The 20,070-nt window shown below is 50.5% G+C and carries 19 protein-coding genes and 2 pseudogenes; 4 read left to right on the plus strand and 17 right to left on the minus strand.

Annotated features, from left to right (window positions below):
• Positions 1-47: 47 nt before the first annotated feature.
• From rlpA to leuS, 10 genes are all read right to left on the minus strand, one after another.
• Positions 48-1,124 (minus strand): endolytic peptidoglycan transglycosylase RlpA, encoded by a 1,077-nt coding sequence (gene rlpA, locus A1WG_RS06180; RefSeq protein WP_001231396.1) that lies wholly within the window; start codon positions 1,122-1,124, stop codon positions 48-50.
• Between the two features lie 10 nt (positions 1,125-1,134).
• Entirely contained in the window at positions 1,135-2,247 is a 1,113-nt protein-coding gene (gene mrdB / locus A1WG_RS06175) for a peptidoglycan glycosyltransferase MrdB (RefSeq protein WP_000131717.1), read from the minus strand.
• Between the two features lie 2 nt (positions 2,248-2,249).
• Positions 2,250-4,151 carry a peptidoglycan DD-transpeptidase MrdA gene (mrdA, locus tag A1WG_RS06170; protein ID WP_001515964.1) on the minus strand — a complete coding sequence of 634 codons (1,902 nt, stop codon included), beginning with the start codon at positions 4,149-4,151 and terminating at the stop codon, positions 2,250-2,252.
• Between the two features lie 30 nt (positions 4,152-4,181).
• Complete coding sequence (gene rlmH, locus A1WG_RS06165) at positions 4,182-4,649, minus strand: 23S rRNA (pseudouridine(1915)-N(3))-methyltransferase RlmH (protein ID WP_000776104.1); 468 nt, start codon at positions 4,647-4,649, stop codon at positions 4,182-4,184.
• A 3-nt stretch (positions 4,650-4,652) separates the two neighbouring features.
• Positions 4,653-4,970 (minus strand): ribosome silencing factor, encoded by a 318-nt coding sequence (rsfS, locus tag A1WG_RS06160; protein WP_001161664.1) that lies wholly within the window; start codon positions 4,968-4,970, stop codon positions 4,653-4,655.
• A 259-nt stretch (positions 4,971-5,229) separates the two neighbouring features.
• On the minus strand, positions 5,230-5,841 hold the full coding sequence (locus A1WG_RS06155) for an adenosylcobalamin/alpha-ribazole phosphatase (RefSeq protein ID WP_001515965.1): 612 nt from the start codon (positions 5,839-5,841) through the stop codon (positions 5,230-5,232).
• A gap of 23 nt (positions 5,842-5,864) precedes the next feature.
• Positions 5,865-6,506, minus strand: a complete 642-nt coding sequence (gene nadD, locus A1WG_RS06150) for a nicotinate-nucleotide adenylyltransferase (RefSeq protein WP_024191849.1) — start codon at positions 6,504-6,506, stop codon at positions 5,865-5,867.
• Position 6,507: 1 nt separating this feature from the next.
• Positions 6,508-7,539 (minus strand): DNA polymerase III subunit delta, encoded by a 1,032-nt coding sequence (holA, locus tag A1WG_RS06145; protein WP_000620521.1) that lies wholly within the window; start codon positions 7,537-7,539, stop codon positions 6,508-6,510.
• The gene (gene lptE / locus A1WG_RS06140; RefSeq protein ID WP_001269683.1) at positions 7,539-8,117 is read right to left on the minus strand and encodes an LPS assembly lipoprotein LptE; all 579 of its coding nucleotides are present in this window, start codon (positions 8,115-8,117) and stop codon (positions 7,539-7,541) included. Before lptE ends, holA begins: the two co-directional genes overlap by 1 nt.
• Positions 8,118-8,131: 14 nt before the next feature.
• A complete protein-coding gene (leuS, locus tag A1WG_RS06135; RefSeq protein ID WP_001366479.1) occupies positions 8,132-10,714 on the minus strand; it encodes a leucine--tRNA ligase in 2,583 nt (860 codons plus the stop codon).
• Between the two features lie 234 nt (positions 10,715-10,948).
• On the opposite strand from leuS, the gene A1WG_RS06130 reads away from it, so the two are divergent.
• Positions 10,949-11,431 carry a zinc ribbon-containing protein gene (locus tag A1WG_RS06130; RefSeq protein ID WP_001044880.1) on the plus strand — a complete coding sequence of 161 codons (483 nt, stop codon included), beginning with the start codon at positions 10,949-10,951 and terminating at the stop codon, positions 11,429-11,431.
• 74 nt (positions 11,432-11,505) lie between these two features.
• On the opposite strand, the pseudogene A1WG_RS25150 reads toward A1WG_RS06130, so the two are convergent.
• Positions 11,506-11,610, minus strand: a pseudogene (locus tag A1WG_RS25150) (hypothetical protein); the annotation flags it as partial.
• A 91-nt stretch (positions 11,611-11,701) separates the two neighbouring features.
• Between A1WG_RS25150 and A1WG_RS24890 the strand changes: the two are divergent.
• A pseudogene (locus A1WG_RS24890) lies at positions 11,702-12,034 on the plus strand (J domain-containing protein); the annotation flags it as partial.
• A gap of 28 nt (positions 12,035-12,062) precedes the next feature.
• Here A1WG_RS24890 and A1WG_RS06120 read toward each other — a convergent pair.
• Complete coding sequence (locus A1WG_RS06120; RefSeq protein ID WP_001035173.1) at positions 12,063-12,617, minus strand: tetratricopeptide repeat protein; 555 nt, start codon at positions 12,615-12,617, stop codon at positions 12,063-12,065.
• A gap of 101 nt (positions 12,618-12,718) precedes the next feature.
• Between A1WG_RS06120 and A1WG_RS06115 the strand changes: the two genes are divergently transcribed.
• Together A1WG_RS06115 and A1WG_RS06110 are read left to right on the plus strand one after the other, a co-directional pair.
• Positions 12,719-13,426, plus strand: coding sequence for a DUF1266 domain-containing protein (locus A1WG_RS06115; protein ID WP_001515967.1), 708 nt, complete (start codon positions 12,719-12,721; stop codon positions 13,424-13,426).
• Complete coding sequence (locus A1WG_RS06110; protein ID WP_001515968.1) at positions 13,423-14,874, plus strand: hypothetical protein; 1,452 nt, start codon at positions 13,423-13,425, stop codon at positions 14,872-14,874. Before A1WG_RS06115 ends, A1WG_RS06110 begins: the two co-directional genes overlap by 4 nt.
• A gap of 110 nt (positions 14,875-14,984) precedes the next feature.
• Here the strand turns inward: A1WG_RS06110 and hscC are convergent, their stop codons facing one another.
• The 5 genes from hscC to gltJ form a co-directional block, all read right to left on the minus strand.
• A complete protein-coding gene (hscC, locus tag A1WG_RS06105; RefSeq protein WP_016242606.1) occupies positions 14,985-16,655 on the minus strand; it encodes a molecular chaperone HscC in 1,671 nt (556 codons plus the stop codon).
• A gap of 83 nt (positions 16,656-16,738) precedes the next feature.
• A complete protein-coding gene (gene rihA / locus A1WG_RS06100) occupies positions 16,739-17,674 on the minus strand; it encodes a pyrimidine-specific ribonucleoside hydrolase RihA (RefSeq protein WP_001515969.1) in 936 nt (311 codons plus the stop codon).
• A 117-nt stretch (positions 17,675-17,791) separates the two neighbouring features.
• Positions 17,792-18,517, minus strand: a complete 726-nt coding sequence (gltL, locus tag A1WG_RS06095) for a glutamate/aspartate ABC transporter ATP-binding protein GltL (RefSeq protein ID WP_000631384.1) — start codon at positions 18,515-18,517, stop codon at positions 17,792-17,794.
• Positions 18,517-19,191 (minus strand): glutamate/aspartate ABC transporter permease GltK, encoded by a 675-nt coding sequence (gene gltK / locus A1WG_RS06090; protein WP_000272808.1) that lies wholly within the window; start codon positions 19,189-19,191, stop codon positions 18,517-18,519. Before gltK ends, gltL begins: the two co-directional genes overlap by 1 nt.
• Entirely contained in the window at positions 19,191-19,931 is a 741-nt protein-coding gene (gene gltJ / locus A1WG_RS06085) for a glutamate/aspartate ABC transporter permease GltJ (RefSeq protein WP_000020950.1), read from the minus strand. Before gltJ ends, gltK begins: the two co-directional genes overlap by 1 nt.
• Positions 19,932-20,070: the final 139 nt, after the last annotated feature.

Consider the following 20,070-nt stretch of genomic DNA (forward strand, 5'->3'; position numbering starts at 1 on the left):
TGTTAATGTCATTTACAGAAATTGACATTTCAGATGCCTGCTTTACGCTACTGCGCGGTGGTAATAAATGACTGTAATTGGGCTTCGGTTTGTAAACGTTGCTGCAAAGCACTGGCTTCGGCTTTGCTGGCAAATGGGCCAAGTTGAATACGCCAGACTGCGCCGTTTTGCGTCACACGCCCGGGTACTCCGAACTTCTGTCCTAACTGCTGCTGATACTGTTGCGCGCGCGCCTGATCGCTAACGGCGCCAACTTGCACCATAAAGTTACCGCTGGAGGCTGGCGACGCGGCTTGTGGTGTCACCATTGCTGACGTTGTAGCCGGTGCTGTGACCACGGGCTGTGGTGCAGGCGTCGGTTCACTGCCTTCCAGCACGCCAGGTGCCAGGGTGGTTGGCGCGCCGAGGAAGCCGCTGCTGGTTACCGGGGCTCCGGTTGGATCTTCGCTTTTCAGCGTCGAATTGCTGACGGGAAGAATATCGCCCTGCGGGCCAGATACTGAACTTGTTCCCGCTCCGCCGCTTAAATCAGGTGGTGCGGGCAGGGCGTAAGTTTGCTTGGCGACGGTGGTGCAGGCCATACCGGGACCAGACAGCGAACCATCTTGCGCCACAATAATGGGATCGATGCGAACTTTGGTGTTGTTCGACGTGTTAAGACGGTCGGCTGCTGCGCGAGAAAGCGAAATTACGCGATCATTGCCATAAGGACCACGATCGTTAATGCGCACCACAATCATCCGACCGTTAGCCAGGTTAGTGATTCGCGCATAGCTGGGGATCGGCAACGTCGGGTGCGCCGCTGTTAGCTGCATCGGATCGAATGCTTCACCTGAGGCCGTCAGATTGCTGCCAGGTTCGGCATCATAAATAGCAGCCAGGCCCGCCTGACTAAAGCGAGAAGGATCCTGCACGATTTTGTAGCTTTTGCCATCGCGCTGGTAATCCTGATTCGCCGTCGCGTTCAGTGGTTCGAAACGCGGTTCTGCCCCGCCAATCTCAACTATTGGGCCGTTACATACCGCAGGCTGCGGCACACTTACCGTCTGTTGCTGACCATCATCGCTTGTACATGCCGCGAGCATTCCTGCCGCGATGCAGATCCCGAGCCACTGCTTACGCATTGCACACCTCTTACACGCTTTTCGACAACATTTTCCTGTGGGTGTGGATTGACATAACAATCCCAAACCCAGCCATCAGCACTATGAGCGCCGATCCTCCATAACTGACCAGTGGGAGCGGAACCCCTACAACCGGCAGAATACCGCTTACCATACCAATATTTACGAAGACATAAACGAATAATATCAGCATTAAACCGCCAGCCATGACGCGACCAAAGGTGGTTTGCGCTCTGGCGGCTATCCACAGTCCGCGCATGATCAACAGAATGTAGAGGGCGAGCAGAATCAAAATGCCTACTAACCCCAGTTCTTCCGCCAGTACCGCGAAGATAAAGTCGGTATGGCGTTCGGGCAGAAATTCAAGCTGTGACTGAGTGCCGTGCAGCCAGCCTTTGCCGCGTAATCCACCGGAGCCAATAGCAATTTTAGACTGAATAATGTGATAGCCCGCGCCGAGTGGGTCTGATTCCGGGTCAAGGAGCATCATTACGCGCTGGCGCTGGTAATCATGCATCAGGAAGAACCACAGAATTGGAATGAATGCTGCTACCAGCACCACCGCAACGCCAATCAAGCGCCAGCTAAGGCCAGAGAGGAAAAGCACAAACAACCCGGAAAGCGCAACGAGGATTGATGTCCCCAGGTCTGGCTGCGCTGCCACCAGCAGTGTTGGCATAAAAATCAGCACCAGCGCGATGGCGGTATTTTTTAACGATGGCGGACAAACGTCACGGTTGATAAAACGAGCTACCATCAACGGTACGGCTATTTTGGCGATTTCCGATGGCTGGAAACGGACGATACCGAGATCCAGCCAGCGTTGAGCGCCTTTGGATATGGCACCAAAGGCATCTACTGCCACCAGTAAAATAATACAGATGATATAGAGATAGGGTGCCCAGCCTTCATAGACGCGCGGAGGGATTTGCGCCATGACCACCATAATGACCAGACCCATTGCGATTTGGCCAATTTTACGCTCCATCATGCCGATATCCTGGCCGCTGGCGCTCCAGATTACCAGAGCACTGTAGACCAGCAATGCCAGTAAGATCAGCAGCATTGTGGGATCAAGATGGACTTTATCCCAGAATGTTTTTTTATTCGGATTATCCGTCATGATTAATGGTCCTCCGCTGCGGTAACCGCTGGATTTTCCGCAGGCAGATCGGTGTTGTTATCGCCAAGCATAATGTGGTCGAGGATCTGGCGCATTAGCGTACCGACCGCCGGGCCCGCGCCGCCGTTTTCCAGAATCATAGCGACAGCCACTTGCGGATTGTTATACGGTGCAAATGCGGTCATCAGTTTGTGGTCACGCAGACGTTCGGCAATTTTGTGCGCATTATAAGTTTCGTTCGCTTTCAGACCGAAGACCTGCGCCGTACCAGATTTCGCCGCAATTTTGTACGGTGCGCTGGCAAAGTATTTATGCGCCGTGCCATTAGGGCGGTTGGCAACCCCGAACATGCCATCTTTTGCCAGCTCCCAGTAACCTGAATGAATATCGCCAACTGGTGGTTCATGTGGCGGCACCCACGGCACCTGTTTGCCATCTTCGGCGGTGCTCATCAGCAAATGTGGAACCTTCACGATACCGTCGTTAATCAGGATCATCAGTGCTTTACTCATCTGGATAGGGGTTGCAGTCCAATAACCCTGACCGATACCGACCGGAATGGTGTCACCCTGATACCACGGTTTTTTAAAGCGTTTCTGTTTCCATTCGCGGGTAGGCATGTTACCGGAACGTTCTTCAGCAAGATCGATACCGGTGTAATGACCGTAACCGAATTTACCCATCCATTCGGAAAGGCGATCGATCCCCATATCGTAGGCAACCTGATAGAAGAAGGTATCCGCAGATTCTTCCAGCGATCTCGTGACATTCAGGCGGCCATGCCCCCATTTTTTCCAGTCACGGTAACGTTTTTCCGAACCCGGTAGTTGCCACCAGCCGGGGTCGAACAAGCTGGTATTGCGGGTAATGACGCCCGCGCTAAGCGCAGAAACAGCTACATACGGCTTAACAGTCGAGGCTGGCGGATAAACCCCCTGCGTGGCGCGGTTCACCAGCGGTGTGTTCGGGTCGTTCAGCAACGCGGAATAATCTTTGCTGGAGATGCCGTCAACAAACAGGTTCGGGTCATAGCTTGGCGTGGAAACCAGCGCCAGAACGCCACCTGTACGCGGATCGGTGACCACGACAGCCGCACGACTGCCTGCCAGCAGTGTCTCAATATACTGCTGGAGTTTGAGATCAATCGTCAGGTAAATATCGTGCCCGGCTTGCGGTGGGACTTCTTTTAACTGGCGGATAACGCGACCACGGTTGTTAACTTCAACTTCTTCATAACCCGTCTGACCGTGCAGCACGTCTTCGTAATAACGCTCAATTCCCAACTTACCAATGTCATGCGTCGCGGCATAGTTGGCCAGTTTGCCGTCATTATTCAGGCGTTCGACATCTTTATCGTTGATTTTCGAGACGTAACCGATGACATGCGTCAGTGCTGAGCCGTAGGGATAGTAACGGCGTTTATAGCCTTTCACTTCCACCCCCGGGAAACGGTACTGATTGACGGCAAAGCGTGCAACTTGTACTTCGGTCAGATTAGTTTTCACCGGAATGGAGGTAAAACGGTGTGAACGTGCGCGCTCTTTTCTGAAGGCTACAATATCGTCATCGGTCAGATCGACCACGTTGCGCAGGGCATCCAGCGTTTGCTGCACGTTATCGACTTTCTCTGGCATCATCTCTATCTGATAGATAGTGCGATTGAGTGCCAGAGGGATGCCGTTACGGTCGTATATAATGCCGCGGCTGGGGGCGATAGGCACCAGCTTGATGCGGTTTTCATTAGAACGGGTCTGATAATCGGTAAAACGAACAATTTGCAGATTATACAGGTTGGCGATAAGCACGCCGGTCAGCAGCAAAATCCCCAAAAAGGCGACCAGCGCCCGGCGCACAAACAGCGCGGACTCTGCCGTATAGTCGCGAAAAGAGTTCTGTAGTTTCATCCGCTGCGTTTTCTACTCAAAGCTTTCTTATCACTCACGATGATAAGGATGGTTGGTGGTGATGCTCCACGCCCGGTACAGACTTTCTGCGACCAGTACGCGAACCAGCGGATGGGGGAGTGTCAGCGCGGAAAGCGACCAGCTTTGTTCTGCTGCTGCTTTACAGGCAGGCGATAACCCTTCCGGCCCGCCAATAAGCAGGCTGACGTCGCGGCCATCGAGTTTCCAGCGTTCCAGTTCAGCGGCTAACTGCGGCGTGTCCCAGGGCTTGCCTGGAATATCGAGGGTGACAATGCGGTTTTTACCTGCGGCTGCCAGCATTTGCTCACCCTCTTTGTCGAGTATGCGCTTGATGTCCGCGTTCTTGCCGCGTTTTCCGGCCGGTATTTCAATCAGCTCAAAAGGCATATCTTTTGGAAAACGACGCAGGTACTCGGTAAAACCGGTTTGTACCCAGTCCGGCATTTTCGTTCCTACGGCGACAAGTTGCAGCTTCACACATTAACTCCAGAGTTTTTCCAGCTCATACAGGCGACGGCTCTCTTCCTGCATAACATGGACAATCACATCGCCCAGATCGACGACGATCCAGTCAGCGCTGTTTTCACCTTCAACGCCGAGCGGCAACAGACCCGCTGCACGGGACTCCTGCACCACATGGTCGGCAATAGACATGACATGACGGCTGGATGTACCCGTACAGATGATCATGCAGTCGGTGATGCTGGATTTGCCCTGAACGTCTAAGGCGATGATGTCCTGACCTTTGAGGTCATCAATTTTGTCGATAACAAAATCCTGGAGTGCTTTACCCTGCAAGTTTTCCCCCTGGGTGAATCAAAAAAGATAAAAATGGTCTGTCAGTATACCTGAACCAGAGGCGATTTCGGGACAATTGTCTCCGAATCGGCTTCGAAAGTGGGCTATCATCCCACCCCGCGCCGCAGATTGCATCGCCATTTTTGTAAAACAATTTCTACAAAGTCGTGTTTAGCGGAAAAAGTCTGGCTGCGGAGAATATCAGCCTGCCCGGGGCTGTCAATGGTCGTTGCGGCTTACCCGTAAAAAAACAGAAAAGTCATGCGCTCTCGAACCCGATAGCACGGCTATTGAGGACACGCAAGGTTACAAATGTTTCGTTGATATCAATGGCGCTCCAGCATCCCTGGTCGATGCGAAAATGCCACATTGCCCCGGCGGGCATGCCAATTAAACGGGCAATTAACAGGCTCAACACGCCCTGATGGCTGACGACTAATATATTTTTATATTGCTGATATTCCGTAAGCCCGGCGATAAAGCGCTCTACGCGTTGCGAAAACGCCTGAAACCCTTCACCGTTAGTCGGGATGGTATGCTGCCAGTCATCGCACCACGCGCTGTAATTTTCAGCATCTTCTTGCATCAAATCGCGATGGTGCCGCATCTCCCAGTCACCAAAAAACATTTCGTTGAGTTCAGGGACGGTGTGTAGGGAGAGCTGACGATCGCTGAGAACCAGCCGCGCGGTATGCTGCGCACGTTCCAGTTCACTGCATAAAACTATATCGAAGGGAACATCACGCAGCAGGGTATGCAGGCTTTGCGCTTGCTCGACACCGCGCGCGGTCAGTGGCGTTGGCGCATGACCACTATATAAACCATCGACATTCGCTTGCGTTTCTCCATGACGAATTAACCATAGTCGCATCATTCCCTCCGTGATGACAGGTATCAGCGATACAAGCTTTGTTGGTTAATGTAGGTCAATACTGATTCCGGCAACAAATCCTCACACGATTCACCGTTTTGCAAACGTTCGCGGATAATGGTCGCAGAAATGTTAAACCACGGCGTTTCAGCAAGATAAATTTTACCGGCAGACTGAAGATGCAGATCTTCCGGGTTATGCGTCAAATGATCTTCCAACCACTGTTGATACTGTGGTTGCGCCATTTCAAGCGGATAACCGGGACGCCGACAGACAATCAAGTGTGCATTGTCGAGAATAGTTTCGTATTCGTACCAGGTCGGAAAGGTCAGCAATGAATCCTGACCGATAATAAACGCCAGCGGCACATCTGGTCCTTGCTCTTGCCGCCACTCTTTTAGTGTTTGTGCAGTGTAAGAGGGGGCATTGCGCTTTAACTCGCGTTCATCCAGGGTAAACAGAGGCTTGTCGGCAATCGCCAGTTCAAGCATGTGTTTTCGCTGTGCGCTGTTCGCTTCCGGCTGCGGACGATGCGGAGGAACATTGTTAGGGATGATAGTAACCCGCGTCAGACCAATCAAATTCGCCAGTGTTTCCACGGGTTTAAGATGACCATAGTGCACCGGATCAAAGGTGCCGCCAAACAGAGCCTGTAAAGATTTCATATCAACCATCGATAAATACGTCCGCCAGTGGTTTATGGCTTAACAGAAGAGATAACCCCTCCAGCTCTGCCCACACCGACTGACCGTAATCTTGTTTGAGGGTGAGTTCCGTTCGTGCCAGAAGTTGCACGGCCTGACGTAACTGCGGCTGGCTTAGGCGATTTAACGCCTCACCCATCATGCCCCGGCGGTTCTGCCAAACGCGATGCTTATCAAACAACACGCGTAATGGCGTATGGGCAGACTGGCGTTTCAGGTTAACCAGTAACAACAGTTCACGTTGTAACGTGCGCAACAAAATAACCGGCTCGCTGCCTTCCAGACGCAGTTGCTGAAGAATATGCAACGCGCGCTTGCTTTTGCCCATTAACAAAGCATCAACCCAATGAAAAGGGGTGAAATGCGCGGCATCATTCACCGCTTGCTCAACGCGTGGCAGCGTCAGTTTGCCGTCAGGCCAGAGTAACGATAATCGCTCCAGTGCCTGTGCCAGCGCCAACAGGTTACCTTCATAACAATAGCAGAGTACCTGATTTGCGGCGTCATCCAGTTCCAGGTTGAGCTGTTTGGCTCGCGTGGCAACCCAGCGAGGGAGCTGGGCCTGTTCCGGCGTCTGACAGGTTACCTGCACACTTCGATTGGCAAGTGCGGTAAACCAGGCGGCATTTTCCTGCGCTTTACTTAACTTATTGCCGCGTATGATCAACAGCAGATCGTCATGCAGAAGTCCGGTGAGCGTGAATAGTTGTTCATTGATCGCTGCATTTGGCCCATTTTCTGGTAATAACAGCAACAGCGTTTGTCGACTGGCGAACAGGCTCATGGCCTGGCATAACGAAAAAATCGCATTCCAGTCCGTGTTGGGATCAATGGAGAAAGTGTGGTGTTCTTCGAATCCTTGTGCTGCGGCCACCTGACGAACAGCGTCCTGGCTTTCCTGCAACAACAGGGGATCGTTACCAAGTAAAAGATACGCCGCGCGCAGCCCTTCATTGAGCTGCGCGCGGAGTTGTTCTGGGTACAACCGAATCATCAGTTACCCAGTGTGGTGGAGACGCGTGCAGGCGTTGCTGTAGTATCCGTTGTTGTCGACGTATCTTCGTCGGAACGGATATCCGCAGCGCGAATGCTTGGCAGCTTACGAATAAGCTGTTCGGCGGCACGGTCGTACATCTCTTGAATGATCATGCTCTGCTCATTATCTTTCGCTAACGCCATTTGCGGGTTATCGAAGAACGAACGGAAGACTTTGGCGCTAATCGGGTAGATGTCACGGCCAGGGATCAATACGGTCGCATTCACCGTCATGATCATCTGATACTCTGCTGTTTGACCGTTACGGAATACAGAGGCGGTATCTTTCGCGATGCTCACTTTGCCCAGACGCAGAGATGGGACATCCTTGCGTGTAGTTTCTTTATCAAGTAGCTCAACACCGTTCAGACGCAACTGATTACGCACCGCACGGCTTAACGGCCCGTTCGGGTCGCCAGAGTCCAGGATCATGACTTTCATGGTGGAAGGAATCTGCGTGGTGTTACGCAGATGCCAGCCACACCCGGCGGTGATTAACACCGCCAGAGATAACAACAATGTTGCCAGATATCGCACGCTTCCTCCCGCGCTTAGCCAACGACCAGATTGAGGAGTTTACCCGGTACGTAAATCACTTTACGTACGGTAACGCCATCAAGATATTTTGCCACCAGATGTTCCTGGCCAGCACGTTCGCGAACCTGCTCTTCCGTTGCATCCACCGGAACGGTGATTTTGGCACGGACTTTACCGTTAACCTGCACAACCACCAGCGTGGAATCTTCCACCATCGCTTTTTCGTCAGCAACCGGCCACGGCGCGTTGTCGATATCGCCTTCGCCTTTCAGCTCCTGCCACAAGGTGAAGCAGATGTGCGGCGTGAACGGGTTAAGCATACGCACAACGGCCAGCAGAGCTTCCTGCATCAGCGCGCGATCCTGCTCGCTATCGGTCGGCGCTTTCGCCAGCTTGTTCATCAGCTCCATAATCGCCGCAATTGCGGTGTTGAAGGTCTGACGACGGCCGATATCATCGGTTACTTTAGCGATAGTTTTATGAACATCGCGACGCAGAGCTTTCTGATCTTCAGTCAGTGCATCGACGTTCAGTGCCGCAACATCACCTTTTGCAGTGTGCTCGTAAACCAGTTTCCAGACACGTTTCAGGAAGCGGTTAGCCCCTTCAACGCCGGACTCCTGCCATTCGAGCGTCATATCTGCCGGAGATGCGAACATCATAAACAGACGAACGGTGTCCGCACCATAACGTTCAACCATTACCTGCGGGTCGATACCGTTATTCTTCGATTTGGACATTTTGCTCATGCCGGTATACACCAGCTCATGACCTGCCGCGTCTTTCGCTTTCACGATACGGCCTTTCTCGTCACGCTCAACGATGGCATCAACCGGAGAAACCCAGTTACGCTCGCCGTTTTCGCCAACGTAGTAGAAAGCATCTGCCAGCACCATGCCCTGACACAACAACTGTTTCGCTGGTTCGTCAGAGTTCACCATACCTGCATCACGCATCAGTTTATGGAAGAAGCGGAAGTAGAGCAGGTGCATGATGGCGTGTTCGATACCACCAATGTAGATATCTACCGGCAGCCAGTAGTTAGCCGCTTTGGAATCCAGCATACCTTCTTTGTACTCCGGGCAAGTGTAGCGCGCATAGTACCAGGAGGACTCCATAAAGGTGTCGAAGGTGTCGGTTTCACGCAGTGCTGGCATACCGTTAACAGTGGTTTTCGCCCACTCAGGATCTGCTTTGATTGGGCTGGTAATGCCGTCCATCACCACATCTTCCGGTAGGATCACCGGCAGTTGGTCATCCGGAGTTGGCATTACAGTACCGTCTTCCAGCGTAACCATTGGGATTGGCGCACCCCAGTAACGTTGACGGGAAACACCCCAGTCACGCAGGCGATAGTTAACTTTACGCTCGCCAACGCCCATTGCCGTCAGTTTGTCGGCAATGGCGTTAAAGGCCGCTTCATGGTCAAGACCGTTGAACTCGCCAGAGTTGAACAGCACGCCTTTTTCCGTCAGCGCCTGCTGGGAGAGATCCGGTTCAGAACCGTCAGCCGCCAGGATAACCGGCTTGATGTTCAGACCATATTTAGAGGCAAATTCGTAATCGCGCTGGTCGTGACCCGGAACGGCCATGACTGCGCCAGTGCCGTACTCCATCAATACGAAGTTTGCCGCCCAAACCGGAATTTCTTCGCCAGTTAATGGATGAACAGCTTTAAAGCCGGTATCGACGCCTTTTTTCTCCATCGTCGCCATTTCAGCTTCGGCAACTTTGGTGTTACGGCATTCATCAATAAAGGCCGCCAGTTCAGGATTATTTTCCGCTGCCTTCTGTGCCAGCGGGTGACCTGCCGCTACCGCCAGGTAGGTACAACCCATAAAGGTGTCAGGGCGGGTAGTGTAAACGGTCAGTGTGTTGTCATAGTCGTTAACGTTGAAGGTGATTTCCACGCCTTCGGAACGACCGATCCAGTTACGCTGCATGGTTTTAACAGTGTCTGGCCAGTGATCCAGTTTATCCAGATCGTTAAGCAGCTCGTCAGCGTAAGCGGTGATTTTGATAAACCACTGCGGGATCTCTTTACGTTCAACTTTGGTATCACAACGCCAGCAGCAGCCGTCGATAACCTGCTCGTTCGCCAGTACGGTCTGGTCGTTCGGGCACCAGTTGACCGCAGAAGTCTTCTTATACACCAGGCCTTTTTTATACAGCTCGGTGAAGAATTTCTGTTCCCAACGGTAGTATTCTGGCGTACAGGTCGCCAGCTCGCGGCTCCAGTCATAACCAAAGCCCAGCATTTTGAGCTGGTTTTTCATGTACGCGATGTTGTCATACGTCCACGGTGCTGGCGCGGTGTTGTTTTTCACCGCTGCGCCTTCCGCAGGCAGACCAAACGCATCCCAGCCGATCGGCTGAAGAACGTTTTTGCCCAGCATACGCTGGTAGCGGGCGATCACGTCACCAATGGTGTAGTTACGAACGTGGCCCATGTGTAGTCGACCAGAAGGATAGGGAAGCATAGACAGGCAGTAATACTTCTCTTTGCTCTCGTCTTCGGTTACTTCAAATGTGCGCTTCTCATCCCAGTGAAGCTGTACTTTGGATTCTATCTCTTCCGGGCGGTATTGCTCTTGCATGGCAGCCAGTGGTCCTGTTTTCAATACGGCTACAAATGTAGCGTTGAGGTGGTTTTTCAGATCCGCATAGCATAGCCCAAACGTCCGCGTCAAAACAGCCTTTCGCGCACTCGACGTTGAAATGATGCCCGGATTATTCATACATTAATTTACAGAGTTTGTGGGCGTATTAGCAAAGTAAGGAACAAAGAACGTCTATTATTATAGTCAGTTAACGACCCGGGAGATGAAACGATGAACAAGGTTGCTCAATATTACCGTGAACTGGTCGCGTCACTGAGCGAACGCCTGCGCAATGGCGAGCGTGATATCGACGCGCTGGTAGAACAGGCGCGCGAGCGCGTAATAAAAACAGGGGAGTTAACGCGAACCGAGGTCGATGAACTGACACGCGCCGTCAGACGTGACCTGGAAGAGTTCGCTATGAGCTATGAAGAGAGTCTGAAAGAAGAATCTGACAGTGTTTTTATGCGGGTGATTAAAGAAAGCTTGTGGCAGGAGCTGGCGGATATCACCGATAAAACGCAGCTTGAGTGGCGCGAAGTTTTCCAGGATCTCAACCATCACGGGGTTTACCACAGCGGAGAAGTGGTAGGGCTGGGGAATCTGGTCTGCGAGAAATGTCATTTTCATCTCCCAATCTACACGCCGGAAGTGCTGACGCTATGCCCGAAATGCGGTCACGACCAGTTCCAGAGACGCCCGTTCGAGCCGTAATAGTCTGATTTCGCACAGTAATAAAGATAATTTGGGTCGAATGAAAATCGTCCGACCCTTATCTGTTTTTATCTCTACAGTAAATTTTCAATCTCACGGATTTCTTTACTGACATCTCTTGTAGCGGATGACTGAACTTTACGGTACAAGTTGAGAGCCTGTCGGAGATCGACAGCCTTTACCAGTCAACCGCTTCTTCATATTTAGGGGGCTGTATCGTCGAGAATGCGCCCCGGCAAATTGGCTGCTAATGCATGTTCTTAATACACTGAAATTGCAGAACATGAAATTTTGCTGGCATTTCGCGCATTATTATCCTCGGATGAGGAACGATTTAAGCAGTCCACCTGGCAGCGATTCATTCATCAATTAAATCATTGCTCAATGGAATAGATTGATAAGTTACGCTGGTTGCTGTGCAGGATAACCATGAATGCTGCCTATTTATCTTTCGAGTATGTAGTGTTATTAGCAGAAAGAGTGCGGTGGTTGCAGGAGGAAAATGCCGGGATAATAGACGAAAAAGAACTGGAATCCTTTTTATATGCCATTGCCAGGGGTAATGTTTTTAACTTCCAGACCATCCTGTATTTACCCGTTGCATTCTCCATTTAGTTGGCTGATAAAAATCTTAATGTGCGGGAAGCTCTGCAAGTAATTCTTCCGCATTTTTATAATGTTGTTCCGCTGCCAGTTTCAACCATTTGCGGGCTTCATAATTATTGACGTTTATGCCTGTGCCGTTTCTGTAGATCAAACCCAATGTGTATTGTGCATGAACATACCCTTGTTTAGCGGCTTCTTTATACCAGAGAATTGCTTTACGGGTATCGGGTTTGACTCCCAGCCCTTTCAGGTAGATCCACCCTAGTTTGCTCTGCGCGCGCGGATTTTCCTGTTCCGCCGATTGCTCATACCAGTACCTCGCCATTGCATAATCCAGCGGTTTACCATTACTACCATGAAGATAAAATTCGCCAAGGCGATATTGCGATGTTGAGTGACCATGAATGGCGGAAAGTTCCGTTGCTGCCGTGGTAAACGGAAGGCTGCCCGGTGCGCTTAAATAATCAAAGACATAATTCGCCATAGCTTTATCGCGCAAGGTCGTTTTCTTAGGTTGGCTAATACAAGTGATTGCCGCAACTATAAATATTGCGAATATAAAATATATTTTTTTGTTCATTTATCAATGCTTCGATTTTCTTTTTATTTTGAAAGCGTCAAGTTTATACTCATCATCAATAAAAAAGTAGTCAGTTAATGTACTTAAAGGATTGTTAATAAATGGATAAGGATGAACAACACCTTCTATTTGCGCTTTCTACTCCAATGGAAATTCTTAATCAGGGATGCAAGCCTGCACACGACTCGCCAAAAATGTATACCGGAATAAAAGAATTTGATCTCTCATCATCCTGGGGAATAAATAATCGTGATGATTTAATTCAGACTATTTACCAAATGACTGATGATGGCCACGCGAATAATTTAGCTGGTTTATATCTGGCATGGCATCGCTCTTCCCCTGATGAGTGGAAAGCATTAATTGCTGGTGGCTCCGAACGCGGGTTGATTTATACCCAATTCGTTGCCCAAACCGCTATGTGCTGTGGGGAAGGGGGAATCAAAGCCTGGGATTATGTTCGGATGGGTTTTTTGTCGCGCGTCGGTGTACTCAATAATTGGCTGACAGAAGACGAAAGTTTATGGCTGCAATCGCGCGTTTATGTTCGGGCACACAATTACTATCACAGTTGGATGCACTATTTTTCCGCCTATTCGTTAGGGCGTCTCTACTGGCAATCCTCCCAGTGTGAAGACAACGCTTCGCTACACGAGGCGCTAACCCTGTACAAATACGATAGTGCCGGAAGCCGAATGTTTGAAGAACTGGTGGCAGGAAGCGATCGTTTCTATGCCACGCTTCCCTGGCGGCCATTAACTGTTCAGCCTGAATGCCCGGCAACGCTTAAGGATGTGAGCGACCTATGAAAACATGTTGGCAAATTCTCGAAATCGAAAGCACAACGCAAATTGATATTATCCGTCAGGCTTATCTTGCTCGCTTACCGTTGTGTCATCCCGAAACCGATCCGCAAGGGTTTAAAGCATTACGTCAGGCCTATGAAGAGGCGCTGCGACTGGCGGTAAATCCTGTAGAAGAATCAGTTGATGAAAAGAGCAACGCCGCAGTTGAACATGAAGCACTGAGTGCATTCAGAGCATTACTGAATTCAGAAAGTGAACGTTTTCAGCCCTCCGCCTGGCAGAAATTTATTCAGCAATTAAATAACTACAATATGGAAGAGGTGGATCAATTACGCTGGTCGCTGTGTGCAATCGCCATAGAAGCGCGATACCTTTCATTAAATTGCGCTTCTTTGCTGGCCGGGCGTTTGAACTGGCATTCATTTAGTGACAGCGAAGGAATGGATGAAGAAGAGCGGGAGGCTTTTCTTGAAGCTATTCAGGCTGGGGATTGTTTCGATTTTCTTAGCCTTCTGGAATACCCCGTCGCGTTACAAAACCAGACTATTGAGTATTACTTCACGCTGGAACGCTGCTGTCGTTACCATCCTGACTATGTTACTGCGTTTTTAGCGATGGAGGGTCCGTGGTTCATTCCTGATGATGCGAAGTTACATCGCAAACTGTTGCGCTGGTACAGCTCGGTGCAAACAGGTATGGCGGAACTCATTCCTGTAGCCCAACAGTGGCAAGCGGAAGAACCAGAAAGCGAAGATGCCCGTTATTACCAGTGTGCACAACGGTTGTACTGCGGCGAGGGGGAAAGCCTGCTTGCCGATCTCTGTGCATACTGGGAGAGTCATTCATCGACGCAAGCGGATAATTTGTTGTTGCAGTGGAGTGCGCAACATTGCCCGGATTATTTCGCGCTGTTAGTGATGGTTATCGAAGCGCAGAGCATGGTTGATGCACAAGGTAAGCCGCTGAAATATGTTCCAGGCGAGAGCGCCCGAACACGGCTTTTGTGGGCGCAAATATTACATAGCGGTAAATTATCCTCTTTAGGGCAATCATTTATTGAATCGCTGTTTTATAAGCGCAAAGCATGGGCGTGGTGGAAATCAAAAGTCGGTAGCGAGACAGAGCAAGATTCACCGTTACTGAATCTGTATCAGGTAGCGGAACAGGTTGTGCTGGAAGCGTTTCCGAAACAAGAGAAGCTGGCCCGCCTGAAGGCGCGGCTGGAATGCGGAGAAGCACATCCGTTAGAAGCGATTATCACTCGTATGCTGTTGACGAAAGTGAAGCTGGAGCCGGTGGATGAAGATGTCGATGAGCCAATACCTGAAAAACATGAAGAGAAGAATGATGAGATTGAAAAACCACAGAGCATTATCAGCATTATCAAAATCAGCTTAACGGTGCTGGTGATAGGTTATGCACTCGGCAAAATTGCGATGTTGTTCAGTTAGATGTGAGGCTAACGCATCCTATCCTTCAATGTCGGATGCGATGCTAACGCATCTTATTCGACCTACGGGTAGGCCGGATAAGGCGTTTACGCCGCATCCGGCAGCCGTGCTTAAGGGATCTCAATGGCCAGATAATCGCTCGCCCGCCGACGAACTTCATCGACGCGCGCTATGTCGTTTGACTGCAATGCCGCATCAAAATCGGCAATCACCCGGCCAATCTCTTCTCTTTCATCGCCCAGCGCTCGTGCCCATAACTCTTCCAGTTTGGCTTTAAAAGTTCGGTTAATAAGCATATCGCGCGGATAAATTTTTAATGCCGATAACCGCGCCCGACTCTCTTCTATTTGCTGCGCATTTAACGTCACCGGGCTGTGATTAATCACTCTGGACTTAACGTTACCATCTTCCAGAAGCACGTCAACTTCAAGCAATCCGTTGATATCATAGCTAAAACGAATATCGATAGACTGGTAAGCGCCGGTTTTTTTCAGCGGCACATCGAAGGACTCCACCAGAATATTGTTCTTAACTTTGTGGTTTTCCCCCTGGTAGACATTAACCGTAATTGAATCCTGCTCCGGGTGCATGGTCGAGTAAGTTTCTACACGCGATACAGGTACAGTCGTGTTTCGTTCAATAATCGGTGAGAAAATGCCGGAAACCCCCTGACGGTTTACTTCTACGCCCAAAGAGTAAGGGCAGATATCGGTGAGGATCACTTCTTCAATATCTTCACTGCGTAAGCGGCAGGCGGCCTGGATTGCTGCGCCCAATGCGACAATGGTGCTCGGATCGTAGCTTTGATACGGCAACTTGCCAAACAGACGTACCGCAATTCGCTGTACTAATGGCATTTGCGAAGCGCCACCAACCAGCACCAGACTGTCGATTTGACTCGGTTTCAAACGTGCATCGCGCAATGCCTGTTCGATAGGCACACGCAAGCGGTTGAGTAGCGGTAACCACAAATCTTCCAGTTCGTTCTCGTAAAATTCGCACTCCCGCGTTTCTTCCTGGTACTGCCAGTGAATGTGCAGCGGTAATTGATTGCCACATTTTGCCGCTTCTACACAGACATACAGCGCCGCCAGTTCACTTTCGTTGAGCGTGTTTTTAGCCACTGCGGCGCGTTTTAACACTTCATCCACCAGCATATGAGTAAAATCTTCGCCACCAAGGAAGTTGTCGCCAGCGGAGGCGTGAACTTCAATCACCGGCGTGGCGTATTCGAGCACCGTGACGTCAAACGTGCCGCCTCCGAGATTAAAAACCAGCGAGCGGGTGTTTTGTTGCGTATGCAGGCCATACGCCATCGCGGCTGCTGTGGGTTCATTAATTAAGCGTACTGCATTTAACCCGGCTAACTCCGCTGCTAAACGGGTATGCTTGCGTTGTTCATCGCTGAAATAAGCCGGAACGGAGATCACCACATCTTTAATCGGACGTTGCAGAAATTCTTCGGCATCTTCTTTTAATGAGCGTAATACCAAAGAGGATAGTTCTGGCGCGTTAAATGTGTCGCTGCCTAACCGCCAGTTGGTATTACTGCCCATTGCGCGTTTAAATAACGCTGCGGTTTTATCCGGATGCGAAGTGCGCCGTGATACAGCCGGTTTTCCGACCAGAATATGATTATTTTCATCCATGCTAATTATGGATGGTGTTAAATATTCACCGAATTTATTTGGAATTAATTGTGCGGTACCGCCTTTCCAGACGGCAATTAAACTATTGGTAGTACCGAGATCGATACCAATGGCGAGTTCTGCATTATCCATTGCATTTATATCTTGAAGGAAAAAGAGAGAGTCAGAGTAAGATCACCCCATTTTCACGTGGTGATCTTAATCAATGACGTGTATTAAGCGTAAAATTTCAGACGATCGGCCAGTAAATCAACAAAGCCCTGACGATCCACATCGACCATTATGGTGGTATTTGGTTTATTACCAGTGAGATAGTAATAATCAACAACCGTCATACCCTGAGTATATTTCCCTTGTGTTTCGACACCAACCCAGCGTTCAACGGTGGTAAACAGTTCAGGTTTTAGCAGCCAGGCGATGGTGCATGGATCATGCAACGGTGCGCCGACAAAGCCCCATTTTTCGTCTTTGTGATATTCGAGGAAGAAATCCAGCAGTTCGGCAACGATGGTTGAAACAGGGTTACCAATAGCGCGGAAACGCTCGGTATCCTCAACGTGAATTTGCGCTTTGTGGGTGACATCCAGACCAGCCATCACCACCGGAATCCCTGACTGGAAGACAATTTCCGCCGCTTCCGGGTCAACGTAAATATTAAATTCTGCCGCTGGCGTCCAGTTACCGAGTCCCATCGCGCCGCCCATAATCACAATTTGAGCGATTTTGTTATGCAGCTCCGGGTGGCTGTTGAGCAACAACGCAACGTTAGTTTGTGGTCCGGTGGAAACTATCGTGACGGGTTCAGCACTTTCGCGCAGCGTTTTCGCCATCAGCTCCACCGCCGTGCAATTTTGCGGCGCAAACGCCGGTTCCGGCAATGCCGGGCCGTCCAGGCCGCTTTCGCCGTGCACATTGTCCGCGATAATCAAGTCACGCATTAACGGTTTTACTGCGCCACCAGCCACCGGAATATCGGTGCGATTAAGTAGGGTCAGCATACGCAGAACATTACGTAATGTTTTATCGGGCGTCTGGTTTCCGGCGGAGGATGTGATGGCTTTGACATCAAGCTCTGGTGAGGCGAGGGCGAGAACTATTGCGATAGCGTCATCATGACCTGGGTCGCAATCTAACAGAATTGGCAGTGCCATTGTTGCTCCTTGTTGTGTGCTTCTTTGCGACAAGGGTAACGCCGGGATGTAACAGATACGAGAGGCGAAACGATAAAGCGTGAGATGGCGCGCACTTGAGTATGCGCGCCTGACTTATTAGTGCAGTATTTTCGCGAGGAAGTCTTTTGCGCGGTCTGATTTCGGATCATCAAAGAACGCGTCTTTTGGCGAGTCTTCGACAATTTTACCTTCATCCATAAAGATCACCCGATTTGCTACTTTACGGGCAAAGCCCATTTCGTGGGTGACCACCATCATAGTCATTCCTTCATTCGCCAGCTCCACCATCACATCCAGCACTTCGTTGATCATCTCCGGATCCAGTGCCGATGTCGGTTCGTCGAACAGCATCGCAATAGGATCCATACATAATGCGCGGGCAATCGCTACACGCTGCTGCTGACCACCGGAAAGCTGCGCCGGAAACTTATTGGCATGCGCAGAAAGTCCCACGCGTTCCAGCAGTTTCAGGGCCTTTTCGCGGGCGGGCGCTTTATCGCGTTTAAGCACTTTTACCTGCGCCAGGGTCAGGTTTTCGATAATCGACAGATGGGGAAACAACTCAAAATGCTGGAACACCATTCCGACGCGGGAACGCAGTTTTGCCAGATCGGTTTTCTTATCGTTAACCACGATGCCATCAACGGTGATTTCACCTTGCTGCACCGGTTCGAGGCCGTTGACGGTTTTAATCAGTGTCGATTTACCGGAGCCGGACGGGCCGCAAACCACCACCACTTCGCCTTTTTTTACTTCGGTTGAGCAGTCGGTCAGCACCTGAAAGTGACCATACCATTTTGAAACATTTTTCAGGGTAATCATTATGCTGTCCTTCTTTTCAAGTAGCTGACCAACAACGATGCGCTAAGGCTAATGATGAAATAAACAAATCCGGCAAACAGGATCATCTCCACCTGCGTACCATCACGTTCACCAATGGTTGAGGCGGTACGGAAGAAATCGGCCAGAGATAACACATACACCAGCGAGGTATCCTGAAACAGGACGATGCCCTGAGTGAGCAGCAGCGGCACCATCGCACGGAACGCCTGCGGCAGAATAATCAGTTTCATCGACTGCCAGTGGGTCATTCCTAACGCCAGCGCAGCGCTCGACTGACCACGAGAAATACTTTGAATACCGGCGCGGATAATCTCGGAATAGTAGGCCGCTTCAAACATCGAAAATGCCACCATTGCAGAAATTAAGCGGATATCGGTTTTGGGTGATAATCCCAGCACGTTTTGCAGAAAACCCGGCACGATCAGGTAAAACCACAACAGAACCATCACTAACGGTATTGAACGGAACACGTTGACGTAGGCTTTGGCAAACCACGCCACGGGTGCAAAGCTGGACAGGCGCATTACCGCCAGCATCGTGCCCCACAAAATACCAATCACGACTGCCGTGATGGTGATTTTCAGGGTGATCACCAGCCCATCCAGCAGATACGGCAGGGAAGGAACGATTGAACTCCAGTCAAACTCGTACATTATTTGCCTCCCATGTTGCCGGGCAGGCGAACTTTACGTTCGACCAGCGTCATCACCAGCATAATAACGGCGTTAATCAGCACATACGCCAGCGTGATGGCGGTAAACGATTCCCAGGCGTGGGCGGAGTAATCGAGCAATTTTCCGGCCTGTGCTGCCATATCTACCAGACCAATGGTTGAGGCGATGGCGGAGTTTTTCACCAGGTTCATCATCTCAGAGGTCATCGGTGGGACGATAACACGATAGGCGTTAGGTAACAGAACATAGCGGTAGGCTTGCGGCAGCGTCAGCCCCATCGCCAGTGCGGCATTCTTCTGCCCTCGTGGCAGCGACTGGATCGCGGCGCGTACCTGTTCGCAAACACGAGCGGCAGTAAACAGCCCCAGGCAGAGCATGGAAGAAAGGAAAAACTGAATATTGGGATCCAGCTCCGCCTTAAACCACATGCCGATTTTTTCCGGCAGTAGTTCTGGGATCACCAGATACCAGGTAAAGAATTGCACAATCAGTGGCACGTTGCGGAACAGTTCGACATACAACGTGCCCAGACCGGAGAGAAAACGGTTTGGAACGGTACGTAAAATGCCGAATAACGAGCCGACGAGGAAAGCGATAATCCAGGCGCAGATCGACAGAGCGATAGTGACCTGAAAGCCGCTCCAGATCCAGCCGAGATAGGTGGTGTTGCCGAACGGGGCTTGTTGTAAAAAAATACCCCAGTTCCAGTCTATAGACATAAATCTACTCCAGAAAAAAAAGGGTAGCAGCGTTAACTGCTACCCTCGAAGATTGTTACCCAGCGTATTGCGGTTTTCAGGCCCGATGGGGAACGACCATCAGGCGTATAGTCTGTCCGTGCTACGTAACAATCGAGAG

Origin of the sequence: Escherichia sp. KTE96 (assembly GCF_000408525.1) — a bacterium.
In the GTDB taxonomy this organism is placed as follows: Bacteria; Pseudomonadota; Gammaproteobacteria; order Enterobacterales; family Enterobacteriaceae; genus Escherichia; species Escherichia marmotae.